We start from the raw sequence: 18078 nt of genomic DNA on the forward strand, positions 1-18078 counted from the left end.
GCACAAATATGATATCGGCCTCAAGATGTTATGCCGAACTTGCCTGCCTTATCAGTGAAGTTAAGGGATCTAAAACGCGACCTGACATGGCTACATTATTTTAACCTGCCACAGCAGAAAACGTTAGCAAGATATTGAATAAGGAGGGTACGAATAGTACGGCAGGATAATCTGAGGAGAAAAAGAAAAGTAGGGGGCTGTCGCCCCCAAAATACAAGTATTAACGAAGACCAGCAACGTACTTAGACAGTACTTCTATATCTTCGTCAGTCAGCTTAGCTGCCACACTGCGCATCATGCCGTTAAGATCGTTATTACGCTCTCCACTACGGAACAAGTGCAGCTGCTCGGCAATATACTTAGGATATTGACCCGCTAAGCTTGGAAATTTAGCCGCTTCTAAGCCTTCGCCACGTGGACCGTGACAAGCAATACAGGCGGTAATTCCACGCTCAATATCACCCCCTTGGTATAAAGCAGAACCCTGCTCAACCACGTCTTCTGGGGTAGCAATAGGCGTAATTGCTTGGCTGGCAAAGTAGGCAGCTAAATCTGCGGCATCTTGCTCAGACAAAGGCATAGCCATGCCGGCCATTATAGCGTTAGCGCGCCCTTCTCCGCCGGTAGCCGCTGACTTATAATCAGCTAACTGCTCGGCAAGATAAGAGGCATGCTGCCCAGCCAGTTTAGGGTACATGTCGAGAGGGCTGTTACCATCAGGACCATGGCAAGCTGCACAAGTAGCTGATTTTACTTTACCTGCTTCTGCGTCGCCTTGGGCTTGGGCAACACCAACCACTCCAAGCATTAAGGCGAGTGTAATTATAATTTTTTTCATGACGTTGCGACTTCTCGTTGTAATAGCTTCCAGATCACATACCGACAAGGGCATGCTACAATGCGATTCAAAAAACCACACCATTCTACAATTTTTTTTCAAAAATGTAAGCAAAGCGGGACGAGAACTCAGAGGAATTCACATTGCATAACAAACCGATAAACTTTAATAGCGCCCGCTTCATTACAAGCGCGCCCGATATTACACACATGCCAGAAGACACTGGCGTAGAGATTGCGTTTGCCGGACGCTCAAATGCTGGCAAATCATCCGCCTTAAACACAATAACACAGCAGAAAAGCCTGGCGCGAATTAGTAAAACCCCAGGCCGTACTCAGCTTATTAACGTGTTTGAGCTAAGCGAAGGTAAACGATTAATCGATTTGCCCGGTTACGGCTACGCCAAAGTACCGCAAGAAATGAAGCGAAAATGGCAAGAAGCCTTGTCCATTTACCTGCAACAGCGTGAAAGTCTTAAAGGTTTGGTGGTATTAATGGATATTCGCCATCCCTTAAAAGACATAGATCAACAGCTGCTAGAATGGGCCAGCGACAGTCAGTTGCCAGTATTAGCACTGCTCACTAAGTGCGACAAACTTAAGCCCGGCCAGCGTAACTCTGAAGTGCTGCGCGTTCGCAAAGCTGTGGCCGAGTTTGGCGGAGATATTCGTGTTGAATCATTTAGCTCCCTTAAAACGCTGGGCCTAGATAAAACCAAAGCTATTTTAAGCGAATGGTTATTACAAGAAGATGAGAGTGGAGCAGCAACAGACGGTGACACTCAGTAATGCGCCTTGACCGATTTTTATCTGAAGCCACCGGCATGACTCGCTCTCAGGCAAAAAAGGCCTTACACAATGGTGAGGTTACCCTTGATGGCGAGCTGATAAAAAAAAGCAGCGCGCACATTAACGACCAAACTGTACGCTTAAATGGCCAGCCGCTCAGCCGGCCTACCGATAGATATATTTTGCTGCATAAGCCCGCAGGTTATATTAGTGCCACACAAGATGAAGTACACCCTTGTGTGCTGCAGCTTCTACCTATGGAGCTACGCCGCGGTATGCAGTGTGCTGGTCGCCTCGATTTAGACACCACAGGCGCCTTATTACTGACTGACGATGGCCAATGGTCACACCGGTTGCGCTCGCCCAAAAAAGCCTGCCCTAAAGTGTACCAAGTTGATTTGTCCGACCCATTAACAGACGCTAAAGCTGCTGATATTAGTGAGCGCTTTACCCAAGGCGTACAGCTTAATGGTGAAGACCAACTCACTTTGCCGGCGCAATTAGTGGTGCTTACGCCTACTCGTGTTTTACTCACCATATATGAAGGTAAGTATCATCAAGTTAAACGAATGTTTTCGGCAGTGGGCAATCATGTAATTGGCCTACACCGTTTACAAGTAGGCGAGATCAAGCTGGATGACAGCCTAGCTGAGGGCGAATGGCGTTATCTTACACCTGAAGAGGTAGCAGCAATTTAAGCCTGTATATTGACGGTGAATATTCAGTGTTAAACGTCTGATTGCCCCTCACTTTTACGGGTATGATCAAGGCGTAAAGGGAGCTCTACCCAAAGGTGAGCTCCCTTATCATTATAAAAGCCAATTTGCCCACCCATTAAGGTTATTAACTCTTTACTAATGGTTAACCCAAGGCCGGTTCCTTTATTAGCACGCATAGTGCCGCACTCTGCTTGAGCAAAACGTTCAAATAATGAATCGCGAAAGGCGGCAGGGATGCCACTCCCTTGATCACTCACCCGCAACCGACCGCAAGGCGTAAGCTCAGTGGTTGCCGTAACAACCGCCTGCTTAGGTGAAAACTTAATCGCATTACTGAGCAAGTTATCTAATACTTGCCTAAACCTAAATAGGTCTGTCTCTGCATAGTAGGGTTGGTTAGCCTGCGCCCTCAGCTGAACCTGATATTCTTGCGCCATAGGCTGATTAGCCGCAATAGCCTCATCCACCAGTTCAGTGATGCAACAAGGCTCTATAGCTAACTGCATTTTACCGGCACTTAATTTATTAATATCAAGCAGATCATTAATAATGTGTTGCAGTCGCTCACCATTGCGCAGCGCCAATACGGTTAACTCATCGGCTTTTTCAGGTAATGGACCAGTGACCCCAGAGTGCATCAACTTAAGCGCCCCATTAATCGAGGTAAGCGGAGTGCGTAACTCATGACTGATCACCGCCACAAAATCATCTTTTACGGCACTTAATGCCTTTCGCTCAGCCACTAATTGATTAAAAGCTTGGGCGAGCTGTGCCACTTCGCGCACGCCTGTTTCTGGTAGTGGTGAATTATTAGTGCTTTGGCTGCTCATAGTACGAATTTGCTGTGTCATGGTGGCCAAGGGACGCATAGCACTCCAAGCTAACCCAAACGCGGCCAGCGCCAATATTGCTCCCATTAAAATACTGATACTGGCAAAGTCTAATAATAATGCTTTGGCAGGCCCAATGGCTTGTTCGTAAGGCACAGCACGTACAAACACCCAGCCCAGCTGATTTAAATGCGTATTAGCATAAACCCAACGTTGCTCACCTTTTTCTACCACTCCCACATTAAAGCCTGATAAAGCCGCATCCACTAAGGGGTTTGCTAAGGGCGGAGGCAGTGGCTGAATGCCTTTTTCTGGATGGGTACCGTTATAAATAAAGGTTAAGCTTTGTGCGTCAATAATTTTAAACTCTACGCCCCTTTGCTGCGCTGCAGCTAAACGCTGTTGAGGTAACAATGAGGCTTTAGAGAGATTAATAACGCCAATAAGTATGCCCAGTAACTGGCCATCATCCCCCAAAATAGGATTGACAAACGAGATAAGCGGCATGCCTGTCTTACGCCCGATAACGGGGTGACTAATCACGGGCTTTCGCGTTTTAAGAGCTTGTTTTATATGAGGAACATCAGCATAGTTAGTACCTAGCCGATGAGGAACAAATAGGCTTTCGGCAATCGCCGTTCCTTGCTGATTAAGCACTAATAATCCGTCAGGGAAATACGACTGCAACAGGGCATGGCGTTGTATTTTTTCATTTATCTTGGCCACAGAGTTGAGCTGAGTGCCATTGGTCAGTTGAGAGCTCATGCCCATTAACGCGGCCAAACGCAGAGCAAGCTTGTGCTGCACTTGCTCTGCATCGCGATTCGTTTCTATCATCTGTTGCTGGCGAATTTGCTGTTCTAGGTCATCTCCCAGAATCTGGTAGCTCATCACCAAGATCGCCAATACGGTAAGCAAAGCCGTGGCTAAAATAATCAGAGAAATACGCCCTTTAAGGGATAAGCCCATTCTGTATCTTCCTTGTGATGGCTCTTAGCAGCAGATACGCTATCATGACCACAGAAAGTGGTACATTTTTCTTAATACAGATTGTTATAACGGCTTGGCTTAAGAGAGTCGCTCCCACTCGGGGGACGGGTTAAGGTCAAGTTCGAGTCTTGCACAACCATACATCTACACTGGAGAGGGTAATGGCACCGGAAACAACCGCAATAGAAAATCGGCTGCTCTTGCTGAAAATACGGTTTGCCGAAAAAACCACCACTCAGTTAACAGCATTATTAGCAGCTCTTGCCAGCAAACAGGGAGCAAGAGTTACAGCAACAGAAGTTGAAGACTTATACCAATTACTGCACCGCTTAAGCGGCTCTGCGGGTACGTTTGGCTATCATCAACTGGGCCAGCAGGCCATGTTGTTAGCAGACACCATTAAGCCCACCACTCACGCAACGACTCCAACGACGACGCCGATTGTTGATGCCGATTTTCTCTATTCATTACAACAGTTACTTCTTCTCTTGCAGCAAAACGACACGCCTTCTGCCCCTGAGGTTACTCACCCCCAAGCTGCTATTAAAAATAAAACGCAAATCTTGATTATAGGCCAAGAGCTTAGTCAGTTAGTCACCGCTCTTACCCCCTATGGGTTTACTATCAATCATTGCGAGCAGCCCATTACCAACTGTAACCAATGTTGGCATTACGCCGATATTATTATTGCGCCTGCTCATCAACTCACAACAACGGTCGCTTGGAATAACACCCAAGCGCAACAACATCAGCAACAAGCAGCTGATATTTTGTGTATTGGCACACAAGATACCTTTTCGGCACGTTATGCCCTAGCCTCTAAGGGTGCCAAAGGCTTATTTACCTTGCCTGTAGATATTGCCAAACTGGCTGAAAGAATTGAGCAAATAGGTCAAGAGCGCCGTACTGCTTATACCAGCAAAATACTATTGTTAGATGATGACCAAGAGCTGGCAGAGCATTATCGCTTAGTGCTAACTGCCGCAGGTAAAGACGTAAAAGTCATGCACAGTCCTGAGCATTTATTAACCGTACTCAGTGAATTTAGCCCAGATATTGTGCTGCTTGATGTGCATATACCACCTTATTCTGGGATCACTTTAGCCCGCATGATCCGCTTTGAACCCAAATGGCTGAGTTTACCCATTGTGTATTTATCATCTGAGCAAGACCGTGATCAGCAAATTATGGCCTTGGCACAAGGGGCTGACGACTTTATTACTAAGCCTATTTCTGACCAACAATTAGTAAATAGTGTGCACGCTTTGTGCTATCGCGCTCGCACTTTAGCTAAACTATTATCGTGTGACAGTTTAACCGGCTTGCTTAATCACTCTCATATTAAGCAAGCACTGGATCATGAATATGCTCGCATACAACGCTATGGCCACAGCACCACCATTGCCATACTGGATTTAGACCATTTTAAACAAGTGAATGACCAGCATGGTCATGCCGCAGGCGATCTGGTCATTAAAGCCTTCGCTCACCTTTTAAAGCAGCGGCTGCGCTATACAGATCATATAGGTCGCTATGGCGGAGAAGAGTTTGTCGCTGTGCTGCCAAACTGTGACCTAACACAAGCACAACCCATGTTTAACGCTGTATGTCGCCACTTCTCGCGCTTAAGTTTTCATGGCCGCAAGGGTGAGTTTAATGTCACTGTGAGTATTGGCCTTGCACAGCTTAATCACTTTCCCTTGGCTGAGCATGCGCTTAAAGCCGCCGATCAGGCTCTTTATCAGCGTAAACATCAGGGCCGTAATGGTGTAACTTGCTTTACGCCTAAGGATGCCAACTAAGTGGATATTTTGCTGTTAGAGGATGATCCCTTCATTGCTGAATTGGTCGAGCTAGTATTAAGCGGCACCATAGCGCAAGCAAAAGTGCGCCATGCCACTGGCGTGGCACAAGCCATTAGCGCTTGGCATCAACAGCCGGCACAACTTGTTATTTGCGATCAACATCTGCCCGATGGTTCAGGGTTGGAGTTGGTTAAGCTAATACGCAACCACAATAAAAGCGTGCCCATAGTGATGATTAGCGCCCACTCAGATAGACGTTCAGTGATCAGTGCCGCCCAACAGGGCATTAGTGAATTTATTGCTAAGCCATTTGACGTCAATATGTTACAGCAGCGTTTATTGCCCATTTTACAGACCGTCACTACCGTTAACTGCGATAAAGCCTTAGTGTCCAGCCTAGATACTTGGTTAAAAACCGCCTTTGCCGATCAAATACGTCTACCCGCTGAGCTGGCTCCAGATGCGGTATTACCGCTACTGGCAAAAAGTGAGCAGCTATCCCCTCAGGCGCTTACTCAGCAATGGCAAACAGAGCCGTTATTGTCTGCCCGTCTACTTAAACTGGCGAACAGTGCGTCGTTAAAACGCAGCGGCAAACCCGTAAACCGATTAGATGAAGCGATTGCGATGCTAGGCGTCGATATGGCGTTGCGGGCCGCTATGGCGTTAGCGCTAGATATCACAGGCTCCTTGCATAATGAGTTATTAATAACACAAGCGAAGTATCACCAAGGTATCTCTGAACAAATAGCCAGCACAGCACGGGCAATGGCCACCAGCCTAGGTCTAGATGGGTTAAGCTGTTATACCGCTGGGCTATTGAGTCGGGCCGGTGAAATGGCGGTACTGCGCACCTTACAAGACTTTATTGCCTTAGGCGGCCAACTGAATGAGTCGCAGGTTAGCCTACAATTAGCGCAGTGGGCGCCACAGTATGGCAATAAAATAAAGCAACAATGGGGGCTCCCTTTACCCATGCGTGAGCTTATTGGGGCTATTCATATGCCACCCACGCATATTACCCAGCGTATTTTACTGGTGATGCATTTGGCCGCCTTAAAAGTGGCCTCACAGCTAGATACTCCAAAGGCATTACGCATGTTACGCCAGTCTGGATTAGATCAAGAAAAATGGCTCACGAGTGAGCCAGATGCAACAGAAGTTAGCGTATATACATTAACCGACACCCCGGCTTCATCATCCCATACCTCAGGAACAAACAGTGTCACACAAAAACCTTAATCGCATATTATATGTAGAAGATGACGCAGATATTCGCGAAATTGCTCAACTGGCATTAGAAGTAGTGGGTGGCTTTAACGTATTACTGTGTGCCTCGGGTCAGCAAGCGCTAGAGCAGGCTGGCGACTTTGCACCGGATCTTATTTTGCTAGATGTCATGATGCCCGATATGGACGGCCCCACCACGCTCAAGGCAATGCAGCAGCAAGCAGAGCTTGCTCATATTCCCATTGCATTTATGACCGCTAAAACTCAACCCCAAGCGGTAGCCGCCTATAAAGCCTTGGGCGCTGTCGATGTAATAGCTAAACCTTTCGATCCCATGCGCTTACCACAGCAAGTTACCGATATTTGGCAAAGCTGTCAGTGATAAGAGAACTGGGGACTGGCTTGATTAAAGAAAAAGCCGAACTTAAAGTTCGGCTTTAATATTGGGGCACTATTTTTAGTAAGTCTAATCTTCATCCCGTGGTTTAGGGGCACTGCGTAGTCGATGAGTTTTAAGATCGTAACGTTCTTTAATCACGTCTTTTACCGTTCCTTCCCATAGCTTAATACCCACAAAGTAACCCGCCCTCGCCAACACATGCGCCGCCACTGGCGCAGTTACAATCACAAACATAATCATGGCGAGCGCACGAACTATCAAACTAAAGTCATCATGGTAAAACACTACAAAACCACAGGTCATTAACCCTATACCTAATGCCCCTGCTTTACTGGTTGCGTGCATACGCGTTAGCAAGTCGGGCATACGAATAATACCCACCCCAGACAACAGCATTAAAAACGCCCCCAGTAATAAAAATATACTAGTAAAGATCTCAGTCATTATCGCGCTGCCCCCCTCGCTCAAGATATCGAGCAAAGCCGACCGCCGCCATAAAGGAAGTTAACGCCAGTACTAAGGCAACATCAATTAACTGTGGTACCTCATAACTAATGCTATAAAGCACAATAAAGCCCACCGTCATAGAGGCAATCACCTCTAACGCCACTACCCGATCGGGTAAGGTAGGCCCACGCAACAGGCGAATAGTGGCCAGCACTAGCCCGAAACTTAAAAAAATAAACGATAATTTAATGGTAATTTCCAGCATAGCTTACCTCAACAAATTCAATACTCGGGCTTCTAATGCCTTGAGCTCAGCTAATTGGCTTGCTTCATCATCTAAATACATCAAATGCACATAAAGCACCTTACGATCACTGGACACGTCCAGCGATAACGACCCAGGCGTAACCGTAATCAGGTTGGCAAACACACTAATCCCCGCCTCATCTTTAAGATCTAACGGAATCGCAATCACCCCTGGGCGCATTAAATGCCTTGGGGTTAATACATCATACGCAACCCGCGCGTTCGCCTTGGTTAAGTCCCAGATAAAAAACAAAATAAAGCTGATAATTTTAGGCAGTTTGCCAAAGTAATTAGCAAACATGGGCTTATCACGCGCCACATAAGCTAATATCAAATAGCTGAGTAGCATGCCAACAAAGAGGTTACCAATGCTGTAATTACCCGATAAAATGACCCAAAACAGGGCCAATAACATATTCCAGCCAAACGCCTTCATGAGGAACCCCCTGTTGCAATAGGTGCTAGGTCTGTCGACCCTAATACCGCCTCAATATAACGGCTAGGCGTTAATAACTGCTCGGCCGTATCAATAGATAGCTGCACAAACCACTCAGCCCCTAAGCCTATGGTTAGCGTCATAACGGCTAATACAATCACAGGGGCATACAATACATAACGACTAGGATCTGTCTCGCCTCGCATGGGTTTCGCATCTTCGGGCAGGGGCTTCCAAAACGCTTCGGCCCAAATTTTTACCATCGAATAGAGGGTTAACAAGCCCACCAACAAGGCGATGCCTACCATCCACCAAGCACCTTCTAATACGCCGGCTTTAATCACAGTATATTTCGCGAAAAAGCCCGACAAGGGTGGGATCCCTGCCAGAGACATAGCGGGGATAAGAAACAAAAATGCCAGCCAAGGTGCCGAGCGATACAGGCCCCCAAGCTTTGCCAAGTCGTAACTGCCGTGATAGCGATACATAATACCGCTAATCAAAAATAGGTTTGTTTTTACTATAATATGGTGAAAGATATAGAAAACACCGCCGGCAATGGCAAGTGGAGTAAAGAGCGCCAGCCCCACCAGCATATAGCCAATTTGGCTCACAATATGAAACGATAAAATACGGCGCACTTCAAACTGCGCGGCCGCCCCCAATACCCCTGTAAGCATAGTAAAAATACCCATGCCCATTAAGATGTTATGGTGCGTTAAGCTGATATCTTGCACAAAAATCAGACTAAATACGCGATAAAGAGCATAAACCCCCACCTTAGTTAACAAACCCGCAAATACTGCAGAGATTGCCACCGGCGGCGTGTGATAAGACGCAGGCAACCAGAAAAACAGCGGAAATGCCGCCGCTTTAATACCAAATGCCACCAAAAACAACATGGCAATCACACTCACCAAGCCTGGTTGCTCATCGCCCCCCAGCTTAAGCGCTAAGTCTGCCATATTAAGGGTGCCCGCATAGCCATATAACAAGCCCACTGCGGTTAGGAATAATGCCGACGATAATAGGTTTAGCGTGACATATTTAAGCGCCCCTTCCATTTGCGCTCGCTCGCCGCCCAAAATCATCAAGCCAAAGGAGGCAATCAGCATTATTTCAAACCACACATAGAGGTTAAAAATATCGCCGGTTAAAAATGCCCCCACTACACCTGCAAGCATCAAATGTAATAACGGGTAATAGCCAAAAGCTTCGTGGCTGCGGCTCATGGTAGCCAGTGAATAAATGGCCACACTTAAGCCAATAATTCCGGTAACAACCACCATAATGGCACTGAGTAGATCGGCAACCAAGGTAATGCCAAACGGCGCCTGCCAGTTACCCATATAGGCCACCACCAGGCCTTGTTGGCGAACTTGCATAAACAGGTAAATACCGGCCAACAGTAAGCCTGCACCTGAAATTACAGACAACCAACGCTGCGCTTGGCGCGAACGCCAGCAGGCTAAGGTAAGCGCACCGGCCAACATGGGTATAAAAATAGGTAATACAACGGCTATATTCACAGGTCGGTACTCTTTATTTCGTTCATATCATCGGCGCCTATCACGGCATAGGCACGGTGAATTAACACCACAGCAAAAGCCAGCACCCCAAAGCTAATCACAATGGCCGTTAAAATTAATGCTTGTGGTAAGGGATCGGCAATAGGCATGACGGCTTGCTCTAATCCATCAGGGATCAGCGGCGGTGCTCCCCGCACCAAGCCGCCACCGGTTAGGATTAATAAATTGGCCGCGTTAGATAAAATCATTAGCCCGATCACCAATTTAGCGATGCTTCGCCGCAACATCATAAATAAGGCGGTGGCGTATAAACCGCCAATCACGAAAGCAAAAAGATCTTCCATTATTCACCTACCTTATCGAGTGACAGTAATATGGTGGACACCACGCCAATCACCACCAGATACACACCAATATCAAATACCAAGGGCGTGCTTAACGCTAAATCACCAATACCGGGCACATAAATATTCAACCACTGACTGGTTAAAAAAGACTGCCCCCGAAATATTACCCCCACCATACCACTCAGCAGTGCCAATATTAGCCCTACACTCATCAGTAATTGCGTTTCTACTTTTAATAGCTTTTTAGTGCTGCTGGCATCAAAAGCAAATAAATGCAGCGCAAAGGCACTCGAGGCTACTAGGCCGGCAATAAAACCGCCCCCTGGCTCGTTATGGCCACGCAACAATAAGAAAATAGAAAACAGCAATAGCAAGGGCACCAACATGCGCGTGGAAGTTTGTAAAATTATCGAGCTATCTGATCTCATTTTTGTGACTCCCAACGAAAACGGATCATGGCGTTAACGCCAATCGCGGCCAGCGCCAACACAAAGATTTCCCCTAAGGTATCGAGGGCACGAAAGTCCACCAAAATCACGTTTACAATATTGCGCCCATGAGCCATTACATAACTGTTTTCCACCAAGTATTCACTAATGCCCATGCTGGGTAGCGACGACTCATTTACCGTGAGCAGCATCATGGTCACTAGCACACCAAAGGCTCCCGCAACAGCCGCATCTCGCCAACGCACTAATGGGCTCGACAAATCATGGAAGCCCGGCAAGCGGAACAACACTAAAACCAGCATAATGACTGTTAGGGTTTCCACTAGCACTTGAGTAATGGCCAAATCGGGTGCACTAAAGAACACATATACCATTGTCATGGCAAAACCTAACACCCCTAACGCGGCCACCGAACCTAAACGCAGCGGCGTTACACAGGCGTACAGCACAGCCACTAACATCAGTAGCGCAATAACCACCTCATAAAAACGCACATCGGTGAAGGAAATGACGTAGATAAAGGCGTCTTCAAACCAAAAGACATAGGTTAATAAGGCGATAGTACTGATCAGTATGGTGAGAATATAATTCGCCATATAGCCATTTTGCAGGATGCGAGTTTGCGTTCTGGCCAACCACACCAAACCATTCATCATATGCTCGTAGCCACGCTCAGGCCCATAAGCTAAGGGGTAGACCGCTTTGGCTAAGGGTTGATAGATTAACTGCCAATAACGATAGACAAAGGCACCACACACTAAGGCTAAGCCACTCAACATTAGCGGTACATTAATGCCATGCCATAAGGCGAGATCTAGCTCAACATCCGCCTCTGCACCACTAATAGCGGCTATTGCCACTTGTAATAAAGGCGAAATAAGACCGGGAATTAGGCCGAGCAATAAGCTCACCACAGCCAATACCGAAAAACCTAATCGCATTGCCCAAGGGGCTTCGTGAGGTGTTTGCGGCGTGGTTTTATAGGCACCATAAAACGGCTTAATGGCCACCAAGGCACTGGCAGCCACTATACAAATAGCGGTAATCACCGACAACACAATAAGAAAGCCCGATAGATTAGCGCTGGTTAAGGCTGCGCTAAACATCAGCTCTTTGGCAATAAAGCCAAATAAGGGAGGAATGCCCGCTAATGACAAGGCCGCTATGGTAACAAACACGGTAGTGTGAGGCATATATTGGCGCAAGCCACCCAGCTCTCGCACATCTTTAGTGCCCGTTACATGGTCTAAAGTACCTGCCGCCATAAACAGCGCGCCTTTATATAAAGCGTGCGCCAGCAAAAAGACCATGGCCGCTTCTAGTGCATGCGGGGTACCAATGCCAATTAACATGGTGAGCGTGCCTAAGGCCATGACGGTAGAAAACGCCAAAATACGTTTTAAGTCCGTGCTGCACACCGCCATAATCGCGCCCAGCGTCATGGTGACACCACCAAACACCGACAGCGTGACCGCCCAAGGTTCGTAACCCGCCATCATGGGTTGTAAGCGCGCCATTAAATATACGCCCGCTTTTACCATAGTCGCCGAGTGTAAGTAGGCACTTACTGGTGTAGGAGCGGCCATGGCGTTCGGTAGCCAAAAATGAAACGGCGTTTGCGCAGACTTGGTAAAGGTGCCTAATAAAATTAAGCCCATCATTGCCAAAAACAGTGGATTATCTTGTAAAGAGGTGCCCTGAGCCAACAGCTCTGTTATTTCAAAACTGCCGCCAATATAGCCCAGCAAAATCAGGCCCGTCATTAACGCTAAACCACCGCCAACGGTAATAAAGAAGCCTTGCAAAGCCGCCTTACGGGCTTTTTCTTGTTCGTGATTAAAGCCAATCAGTAGATAAGAGGTAAAACTGGTGAGCTCCCAAAACACAAACATCGCAATCAGGTTACTGGATAGCACCAGCCCCAACATGGCCGCCATAAAGGCCTGCAAGTACATAAGTAGCTTGTGAATATCTTTATGACCATGCAGATAACAGCCTGCATAAATAAAAATAAAGGTACCAATGCCGGTGATCAATAAGGCAAACATTAAGCTAAGGCCATCGACCATAAAGCTTAAGTTGATGTCTAGACTGGGTATCCATGTATAACTGTAATGAAGGGTCTCACCCGCCGTTACTTCAGGCCAAAAGCCTAAGAAATACACAAACAAGAGTGCAGGCAGCACAGACAGGTACCAACCAATTTTATCTCCCACCAAAGGAGCTAATCGGGGCACCAGTAAGGCTAAAATAAAACCCGCTAAAATGGCAACAAGCATAGGAAATACGCCTCCTTTCCTTGCCTGTTCAGGCAATAGAATAAGCTAAAAATAAGGGGGAGATGGCACAGTGCAGAGGCTATAGTAAGGAATTTTTTTGATTTTATTCAATCGGTTAATCGATTGTTATAATATTATTTTTATAGTTGAAGATACTACAATTCGAGTTAACAAAAGGCAAGTAACGCTCTATGTTTAGCCCAACTTGCCACACTAATTGAGAGCTAGATCAAAGCTCGCAACAATAAAACATCTTGTATATTAACAAGATATAATACATTTACCCTTCAACTTACAATGCAAAAAAGTGCTCAACGGGTCCGCGTCCTTGGCCTATGCGCACACGACTACCAGCCAAAATAGCCTGATCAATATAACGTTTAGCACGCTCGGTCGCATCGCTCATGGTGAAGCCTTGCCCTAAATAACTCGCCAGTGCAGCAGATAAGGTACAACCCGTGCCGTGGGTGTTGGGCGTCATAATTCTAGGGGTATCAAAGCAGCGCACCTGATCGCCATTTAGTAACCAATCGGGGCTACGATCTTCTTGTTGTAAGAAGCCCCCTTTTAATAATACAGCCCCACAATCTAGCTGACCTAACCCTGAGAACAAAGATTCAACATCCGTCATTTTTTGCGGCAACGTCGCTCCTAACAGCGCTGCTGCTTCCGGAAGATTAGGGGTAATCACATCAGCTAATGGTAATAGCTCTTCGCGTAGGCACTGCACTGCATCTTCGACTAACAACATATCGCCGTTGGCAGTGACCATCACCGGATCCACCACTAGGTGTGCAGGTTTATATTTGCGCAATGCCGATGCAACCGTACCTATGGTCTCACTATCTCCCAACATACCCACTTTAACGGCGGTGACCGCTAAATCGCTAAATATCGCATCAAGTTGCGCTTCAATCATGGCTTGTGGCGTTGGGTGTACTGCGCTAACACCTTGAGTATTTTGTGCCGTCAGTGCGGTAATCACCGAGCAGGCATAGCCACCCGTTGCTGAAATGGCTTTAATGTCTGCTTGTATACCAGCACCACCACTACAGTCAGATCCCGCAATGGTTAGGACTACCGGTTTTTGTTTATTAACATATCGCTCAGTAACGGCTTGAGCTTTAACAATATGATGGGGCATTTCCTTGGCTCCTTCGGGCGAAGAAACCACCGACAAGCTAAACGCTGCCCGTTAGTTTCCTACGCCAGCATTAACTGGATCAGGTACCGCGGGTCCGGTGTACACCGTCTCAGCCTTTAATCGTTTAAATAAGGCCCCCCGACTAACAATGGGGCTGATAGTAACCATCTCACCCAAAAAAAGAAAGCCGTATCCCTTCGGGAGCTATCAGCTTGAAGCTCTAAGCCGTAAGTTAAAGATTAAGAATAAACACTAACGCTAGATCTGCAACAAAACCCGCTAAACCCAAGTGAAAGGCAATGTTGAATTAAGAAGTTCATTCAACACTGTAATTCTGTCGTCCTCTTCACCCCTTACACCTCACCCATTACGGCTTTTTGTAGGCTAAAGCGGTGAATATCATTAGCCAGAAGTGAGTCGGTGTAAGCAACCGCTGCCTTTATATATACGCCACTATCGTCAACGAATACTCTAGTTCTTATCCTTTACCATTAAAGATCTCTTTCAGATTTAATCTCTGTTTTTCCGTGTTCTTCCGTGTATTCCGTGGCAGAAAATATTTAGCCTTTAAAGCTTTAGGGCGAGATCCTGACCTTCGTCAGGATGACAGCATAAAAAAACCGAACGTCTCAGTTCGGTTTTATCTTTAACTTATTCTTTTTGGCTGGGCGCTTGGTGCTCGGCGCTGTTATTAGTTAATGCGCCTGATCCCAGTTGTCGCCTTCACCGGCTTCTACCAATAGCGGTACATCTATGCTGGCGGCCTGTTCCATTAATTCGCAAATTTGTTGCTTAAACGATGCAACTTTATCTTCACGAATTTCAAAGATCAGCTCATCGTGTACCTGCATGATCATGCGTACATCATTATCTGCTTGCTCAGACAGCCAGTGTGCAACCTTGATCATGGCTTTTTTAATAATATCTGCCGCAGTTCCCTGCATAGGCGCGTTAATAGCGGCACGTTCGGCACCTTTACGACGCGCGCCGTTTTTAGCGTTAATTTCAGGTAAATATAAACGACGACCAAATAAAGTTTCTACATAACCTTTTTCTGCCGCCAAGGCGCGAGTCTCCTCCATGTATTTGAGCACACCGGGATAGCGCTCAAAGTAGATATCCATATAAGACTGAGACTCATGGCGTGGAATACCTAGCTGGCGAGATAAACCGAAGGCACTCATGCCATAAATAAGCCCAAAGTTAATCGCCTTAGCACGACGGCGCTGCTCTGTGGTAACGCTATCAAGATCAACGCCAAACACTTCGGCGGCGGTGGCCTTATGCACATCTAATCCCTTAGCAAAGGCATCAAGCAGGCCTTTGTCTTGAGACAAGTGCGCCATAATACGCAGTTCAATTTGCGAGTAATCCGCCGCCACAATTTTATAGCCCGGCTCGGCAATAAAGGCTTGGCGAATACGACGCCCTTCTGGGGTACGAATTGGAATATTTTGTAAGTTAGGATCTGAGGACGATAAACGTCCGGTAGCGGCATTGGCCTGATGATAAGATGTGTGAATACGACCACTATGATCATTCACCATCTTCGGTAACTTGTCGGTATAAGTCGACTTTAGCTTACTTAAACCGCGATATTCCATCAATAACTTAGGCAAGGGGTAATCTAGCGCCAGCTCTTGCAACACTTCTTCTGCAGTGGAGGGGGCGCCCTTAGGCGTTTTCTTTATAATGGGCAATTCAAGCTTAGTAAACAGCACTTCACCTAATTGTTTAGGCGAGCTTAAATTAAAGGGTTCACCAGCGAGCTCATGGGCTTTGTGCTCTAACTCTTTGAGGCGCTTGGCAATTTCATCACTCTGTATCGCCAATAATTGACTGTCTATCTTAACACCAGTGTATTCCATATCGGCCAAAATCTGTACCAGCGGCATTTCAATCTCATCGAATACCGCTTGTAACTCAGGCTCTGCCGCTAACTGCTCAGATAAATGATGATGTAAACGCAGTGTAATATCAGCATCTTCTGCGGCATAAAATGCCGCTTCTTCCAGTGGAATTTGATTAAAGGTAAGCTGCTTAGCGCCTTTACCCGCAATGGCCTCGAAGGGTGTGGTGGCATGATTTAAGAAAAAATTAGCCATGCTGTCCATATCGTGACGGGTTTGCACTGAGTTCAGTACATAAGACTCCAACATGGTGTCTAGCCCAATACCTTGCATATGAATACCGTGGTTTTTTAGCACATTGGCATCATATTTAAGATTTTGGCCCAGTTTTATCGGAACTTCAGCCTCTAATAATGGTTTTAAGGCCGCTAATACCACGGTTTCGCTTAACTGTTCTGGGGCATCTAAATAGTCGTGACCAAAGGGCACATAAGCCGCTTCACCAGCTTTAATGGCAAATGACATCCCCACCACGCGCGCATCACGATAATTAAGGCTGGTGGTTTCGCTATCAAAAGCAAAATAGGGCGCCTTTTCTAGCCGCTTAACCCATTCTTGTAGCTCAGCCTCGGTTAAAATGGTGTGGTAATTTACTTCCATGGCAGGTACAACGGGTTTGGCATCCGCCTGTGCTTGTTCAGGGTCAAGTTCGGCCAACAAATTACGAAACTCAAATTCTTGATACAAGGCTTTAAGGGCCTCAGTATCCGGCGGCGTTTGTACTAACTCTGCTGGGCCACAATGCAACTCAACATCTGTCTTAATAGTGGCTAAAGTATAAGATAAGTCTAAGATCTCTTTATGTTCAGCGAACTTAGCAGCAAAACTCTTAGATCCACGAAAGCCCAGACTCGCCACTTTATCAAGCTGGCTAGCAATCTGCTCAATGGATCCTAACCCTTGCAGCAAGGCCAAGGCGGTTTTTTCACCCACACCCGGCATACCCGGAATGTTATCGACCTTATCGCCCACCAACGCCAGTAGATCGATAATTAATTCGGGCGGTACGCCAAATTTATCGATCACACCGTCGCGATCCATAAACTCATTTTTCATGGTATCCATCAATAGCACATGATCGGTCACCAACTGCGCCATATCTTTATCACCCGTGCTTATCACCACATCTAGCTGCTGCTCAGTGGCTTGGCGCGCCAAGGTACCAATAACATCATCTGCCTCTACACCACTTTCTATAATTAAAGGCAGCCCCATGGCTTTAATGATGTTGTGGATAGGTTCAATTTGGCTACGCAAATCGTCCGGCATAGTAGGGCGCTGCGCTTTATATTCAGCGTACAGCTCATCACGAAATGTTTTGCCTTTAGCATCAAATATCACGGCAACTTGCGAGTCAGGAAACTGCTTATGCAAGCTGCGCAGCATATTGGTGACCACACGAATCGCACCACTGGGGCGGCCATCTGTGGTACGGAGATCAGCTTTTAAAGAAGCAAAATAGGCACGGTAAAGATAAGAAGATCCATCTACTAGGATCAGAGGTTTAGAGGAAATGGCAGCCATGATGTCGTTCTCGTTAATGCGTTGGCCGCTAGCATGCCACAGCCAAGCTGTTGGCACCATGGTCGCCCTTAAACAGCCTGTGGATAACTCTGTGCAAAGGTGATCTT

Annotated in this window: 16 protein-coding genes and 1 riboswitch; of the genes, 5 read left to right on the top strand and 11 right to left on the bottom strand. The window is 46.7% G+C overall.

Translation table 11 applies throughout. From position 1 onward, the window contains the following. Positions 1-220 precede the first annotated feature (220 nt). Positions 221-838, bottom strand: coding sequence for a c-type cytochrome (locus J3U76_RS12915; protein WP_208006391.1), 618 nt, complete (start codon positions 836-838; stop codon positions 221-223). 143 nt (positions 839-981) lie between these two features. On the opposite strand from J3U76_RS12915, the gene yihA reads away from it, so the two are divergent. Both yihA and J3U76_RS12925 read left to right on the top strand, forming a co-directional pair. Further along, a complete protein-coding gene (gene yihA / locus J3U76_RS12920; RefSeq protein WP_208006392.1) occupies positions 982-1626 on the top strand; it encodes a ribosome biogenesis GTP-binding protein YihA/YsxC in 645 nt (214 codons plus the stop codon). Then, a complete protein-coding gene (locus tag J3U76_RS12925) occupies positions 1626-2324 on the top strand; it encodes a pseudouridine synthase (protein WP_208006393.1) in 699 nt (232 codons plus the stop codon). Before yihA ends, J3U76_RS12925 begins: the two co-directional genes overlap by 1 nt. A 29-nt stretch (positions 2325-2353) precedes the next feature. Here the strand turns inward: J3U76_RS12925 and J3U76_RS12930 are convergent, their stop codons facing one another. Then, positions 2354-4144, bottom strand: coding sequence for an ATP-binding protein (locus J3U76_RS12930; RefSeq protein ID WP_208006394.1), 1791 nt, complete (start codon positions 4142-4144; stop codon positions 2354-2356). Positions 4145-4326: 182 nt separating this feature from the next. Here J3U76_RS12930 and J3U76_RS12935 point away from each other — a divergent pair, with 182 nt between their 5' ends. The 3 genes from J3U76_RS12935 to J3U76_RS12945 are packed head-to-tail and all read left to right on the top strand — an operon-like array spanning position 4327 to position 7582. Further along, on the top strand, positions 4327-5967 hold the full coding sequence (locus tag J3U76_RS12935) for a GGDEF domain-containing response regulator (protein WP_208006395.1): 1641 nt from the start codon (positions 4327-4329) through the stop codon (positions 5965-5967). Then, a complete protein-coding gene (locus J3U76_RS12940) occupies positions 5968-7212 on the top strand; it encodes a response regulator (RefSeq protein ID WP_208006396.1) in 1245 nt (414 codons plus the stop codon). Beyond that, on the top strand, positions 7193-7582 hold the full coding sequence (locus J3U76_RS12945) for a response regulator (RefSeq protein ID WP_208006397.1): 390 nt from the start codon (positions 7193-7195) through the stop codon (positions 7580-7582). Before J3U76_RS12940 ends, J3U76_RS12945 begins: the two co-directional genes overlap by 20 nt. A gap of 84 nt (positions 7583-7666) precedes the next feature. Here the strand turns inward: J3U76_RS12945 and mnhG are convergent, their stop codons facing one another. The 9 genes from mnhG to polA all read right to left on the bottom strand — a co-directional run bounded on the left by mnhG (position 7667) and on the right by polA (position 17971). Next, a complete protein-coding gene (gene mnhG / locus J3U76_RS12950; protein WP_243454253.1) occupies positions 7667-8044 on the bottom strand; it encodes a monovalent cation/H(+) antiporter subunit G in 378 nt (125 codons plus the stop codon). Continuing rightward, a complete protein-coding gene (locus J3U76_RS12955) occupies positions 8037-8312 on the bottom strand; it encodes an MrpF/PhaF family protein (protein ID WP_208006398.1) in 276 nt (91 codons plus the stop codon). The genes mnhG and J3U76_RS12955 overlap by 8 nt, the downstream gene beginning before the upstream one ends. Before the next feature lie 3 nt (positions 8313-8315). Next, the gene (locus tag J3U76_RS12960) at positions 8316-8789 is read right to left on the bottom strand and encodes a Na+/H+ antiporter subunit E (protein ID WP_208006399.1); all 474 of its coding nucleotides are present in this window, start codon (positions 8787-8789) and stop codon (positions 8316-8318) included. Then, on the bottom strand, positions 8786-10318 hold the full coding sequence (locus tag J3U76_RS12965) for a Na+/H+ antiporter subunit D (RefSeq protein WP_208006400.1): 1533 nt from the start codon (positions 10316-10318) through the stop codon (positions 8786-8788). Before J3U76_RS12965 ends, J3U76_RS12960 begins: the two co-directional genes overlap by 4 nt. Next, positions 10315-10662: a Na+/H+ antiporter subunit C gene (locus tag J3U76_RS12970; protein ID WP_208006401.1), complete on the bottom strand. Its 348-nt coding sequence runs from the start codon at positions 10660-10662 to the stop codon at positions 10315-10317. The genes J3U76_RS12965 and J3U76_RS12970 overlap by 4 nt, the downstream gene beginning before the upstream one ends. Next, entirely contained in the window at positions 10662-11093 is a 432-nt protein-coding gene (locus J3U76_RS12975; RefSeq protein WP_208006402.1) for a Na+/H+ antiporter subunit B, read from the bottom strand. The genes J3U76_RS12970 and J3U76_RS12975 overlap by 1 nt, the downstream gene beginning before the upstream one ends. Then, on the bottom strand, positions 11090-13393 hold the full coding sequence (locus J3U76_RS12980) for a putative monovalent cation/H+ antiporter subunit A (RefSeq protein ID WP_208006403.1): 2304 nt from the start codon (positions 13391-13393) through the stop codon (positions 11090-11092). The genes J3U76_RS12975 and J3U76_RS12980 overlap by 4 nt, the downstream gene beginning before the upstream one ends. Positions 13394-13685: 292 nt before the next feature. After that, a complete protein-coding gene (gene thiD, locus J3U76_RS12985; RefSeq protein WP_208006404.1) occupies positions 13686-14537 on the bottom strand; it encodes a bifunctional hydroxymethylpyrimidine kinase/phosphomethylpyrimidine kinase in 852 nt (283 codons plus the stop codon). A 39-nt stretch (positions 14538-14576) separates the two neighbouring features. Next, a riboswitch (TPP riboswitch) is annotated at positions 14577-14688 on the bottom strand. Positions 14689-15232: 544 nt separating this feature from the next. Next, the gene (polA, locus tag J3U76_RS12990; protein ID WP_208006449.1) at positions 15233-17971 is read right to left on the bottom strand and encodes a DNA polymerase I; all 2739 of its coding nucleotides are present in this window, start codon (positions 17969-17971) and stop codon (positions 15233-15235) included. Positions 17972-18078: the final 107 nt, after the last annotated feature.

Origin of the sequence: Oceanisphaera pacifica (assembly GCF_017498065.1) — a bacterium.
GTDB classification, from domain to species: Bacteria; Pseudomonadota; Gammaproteobacteria; order Enterobacterales; family Aeromonadaceae; genus Oceanimonas; species Oceanimonas pacifica.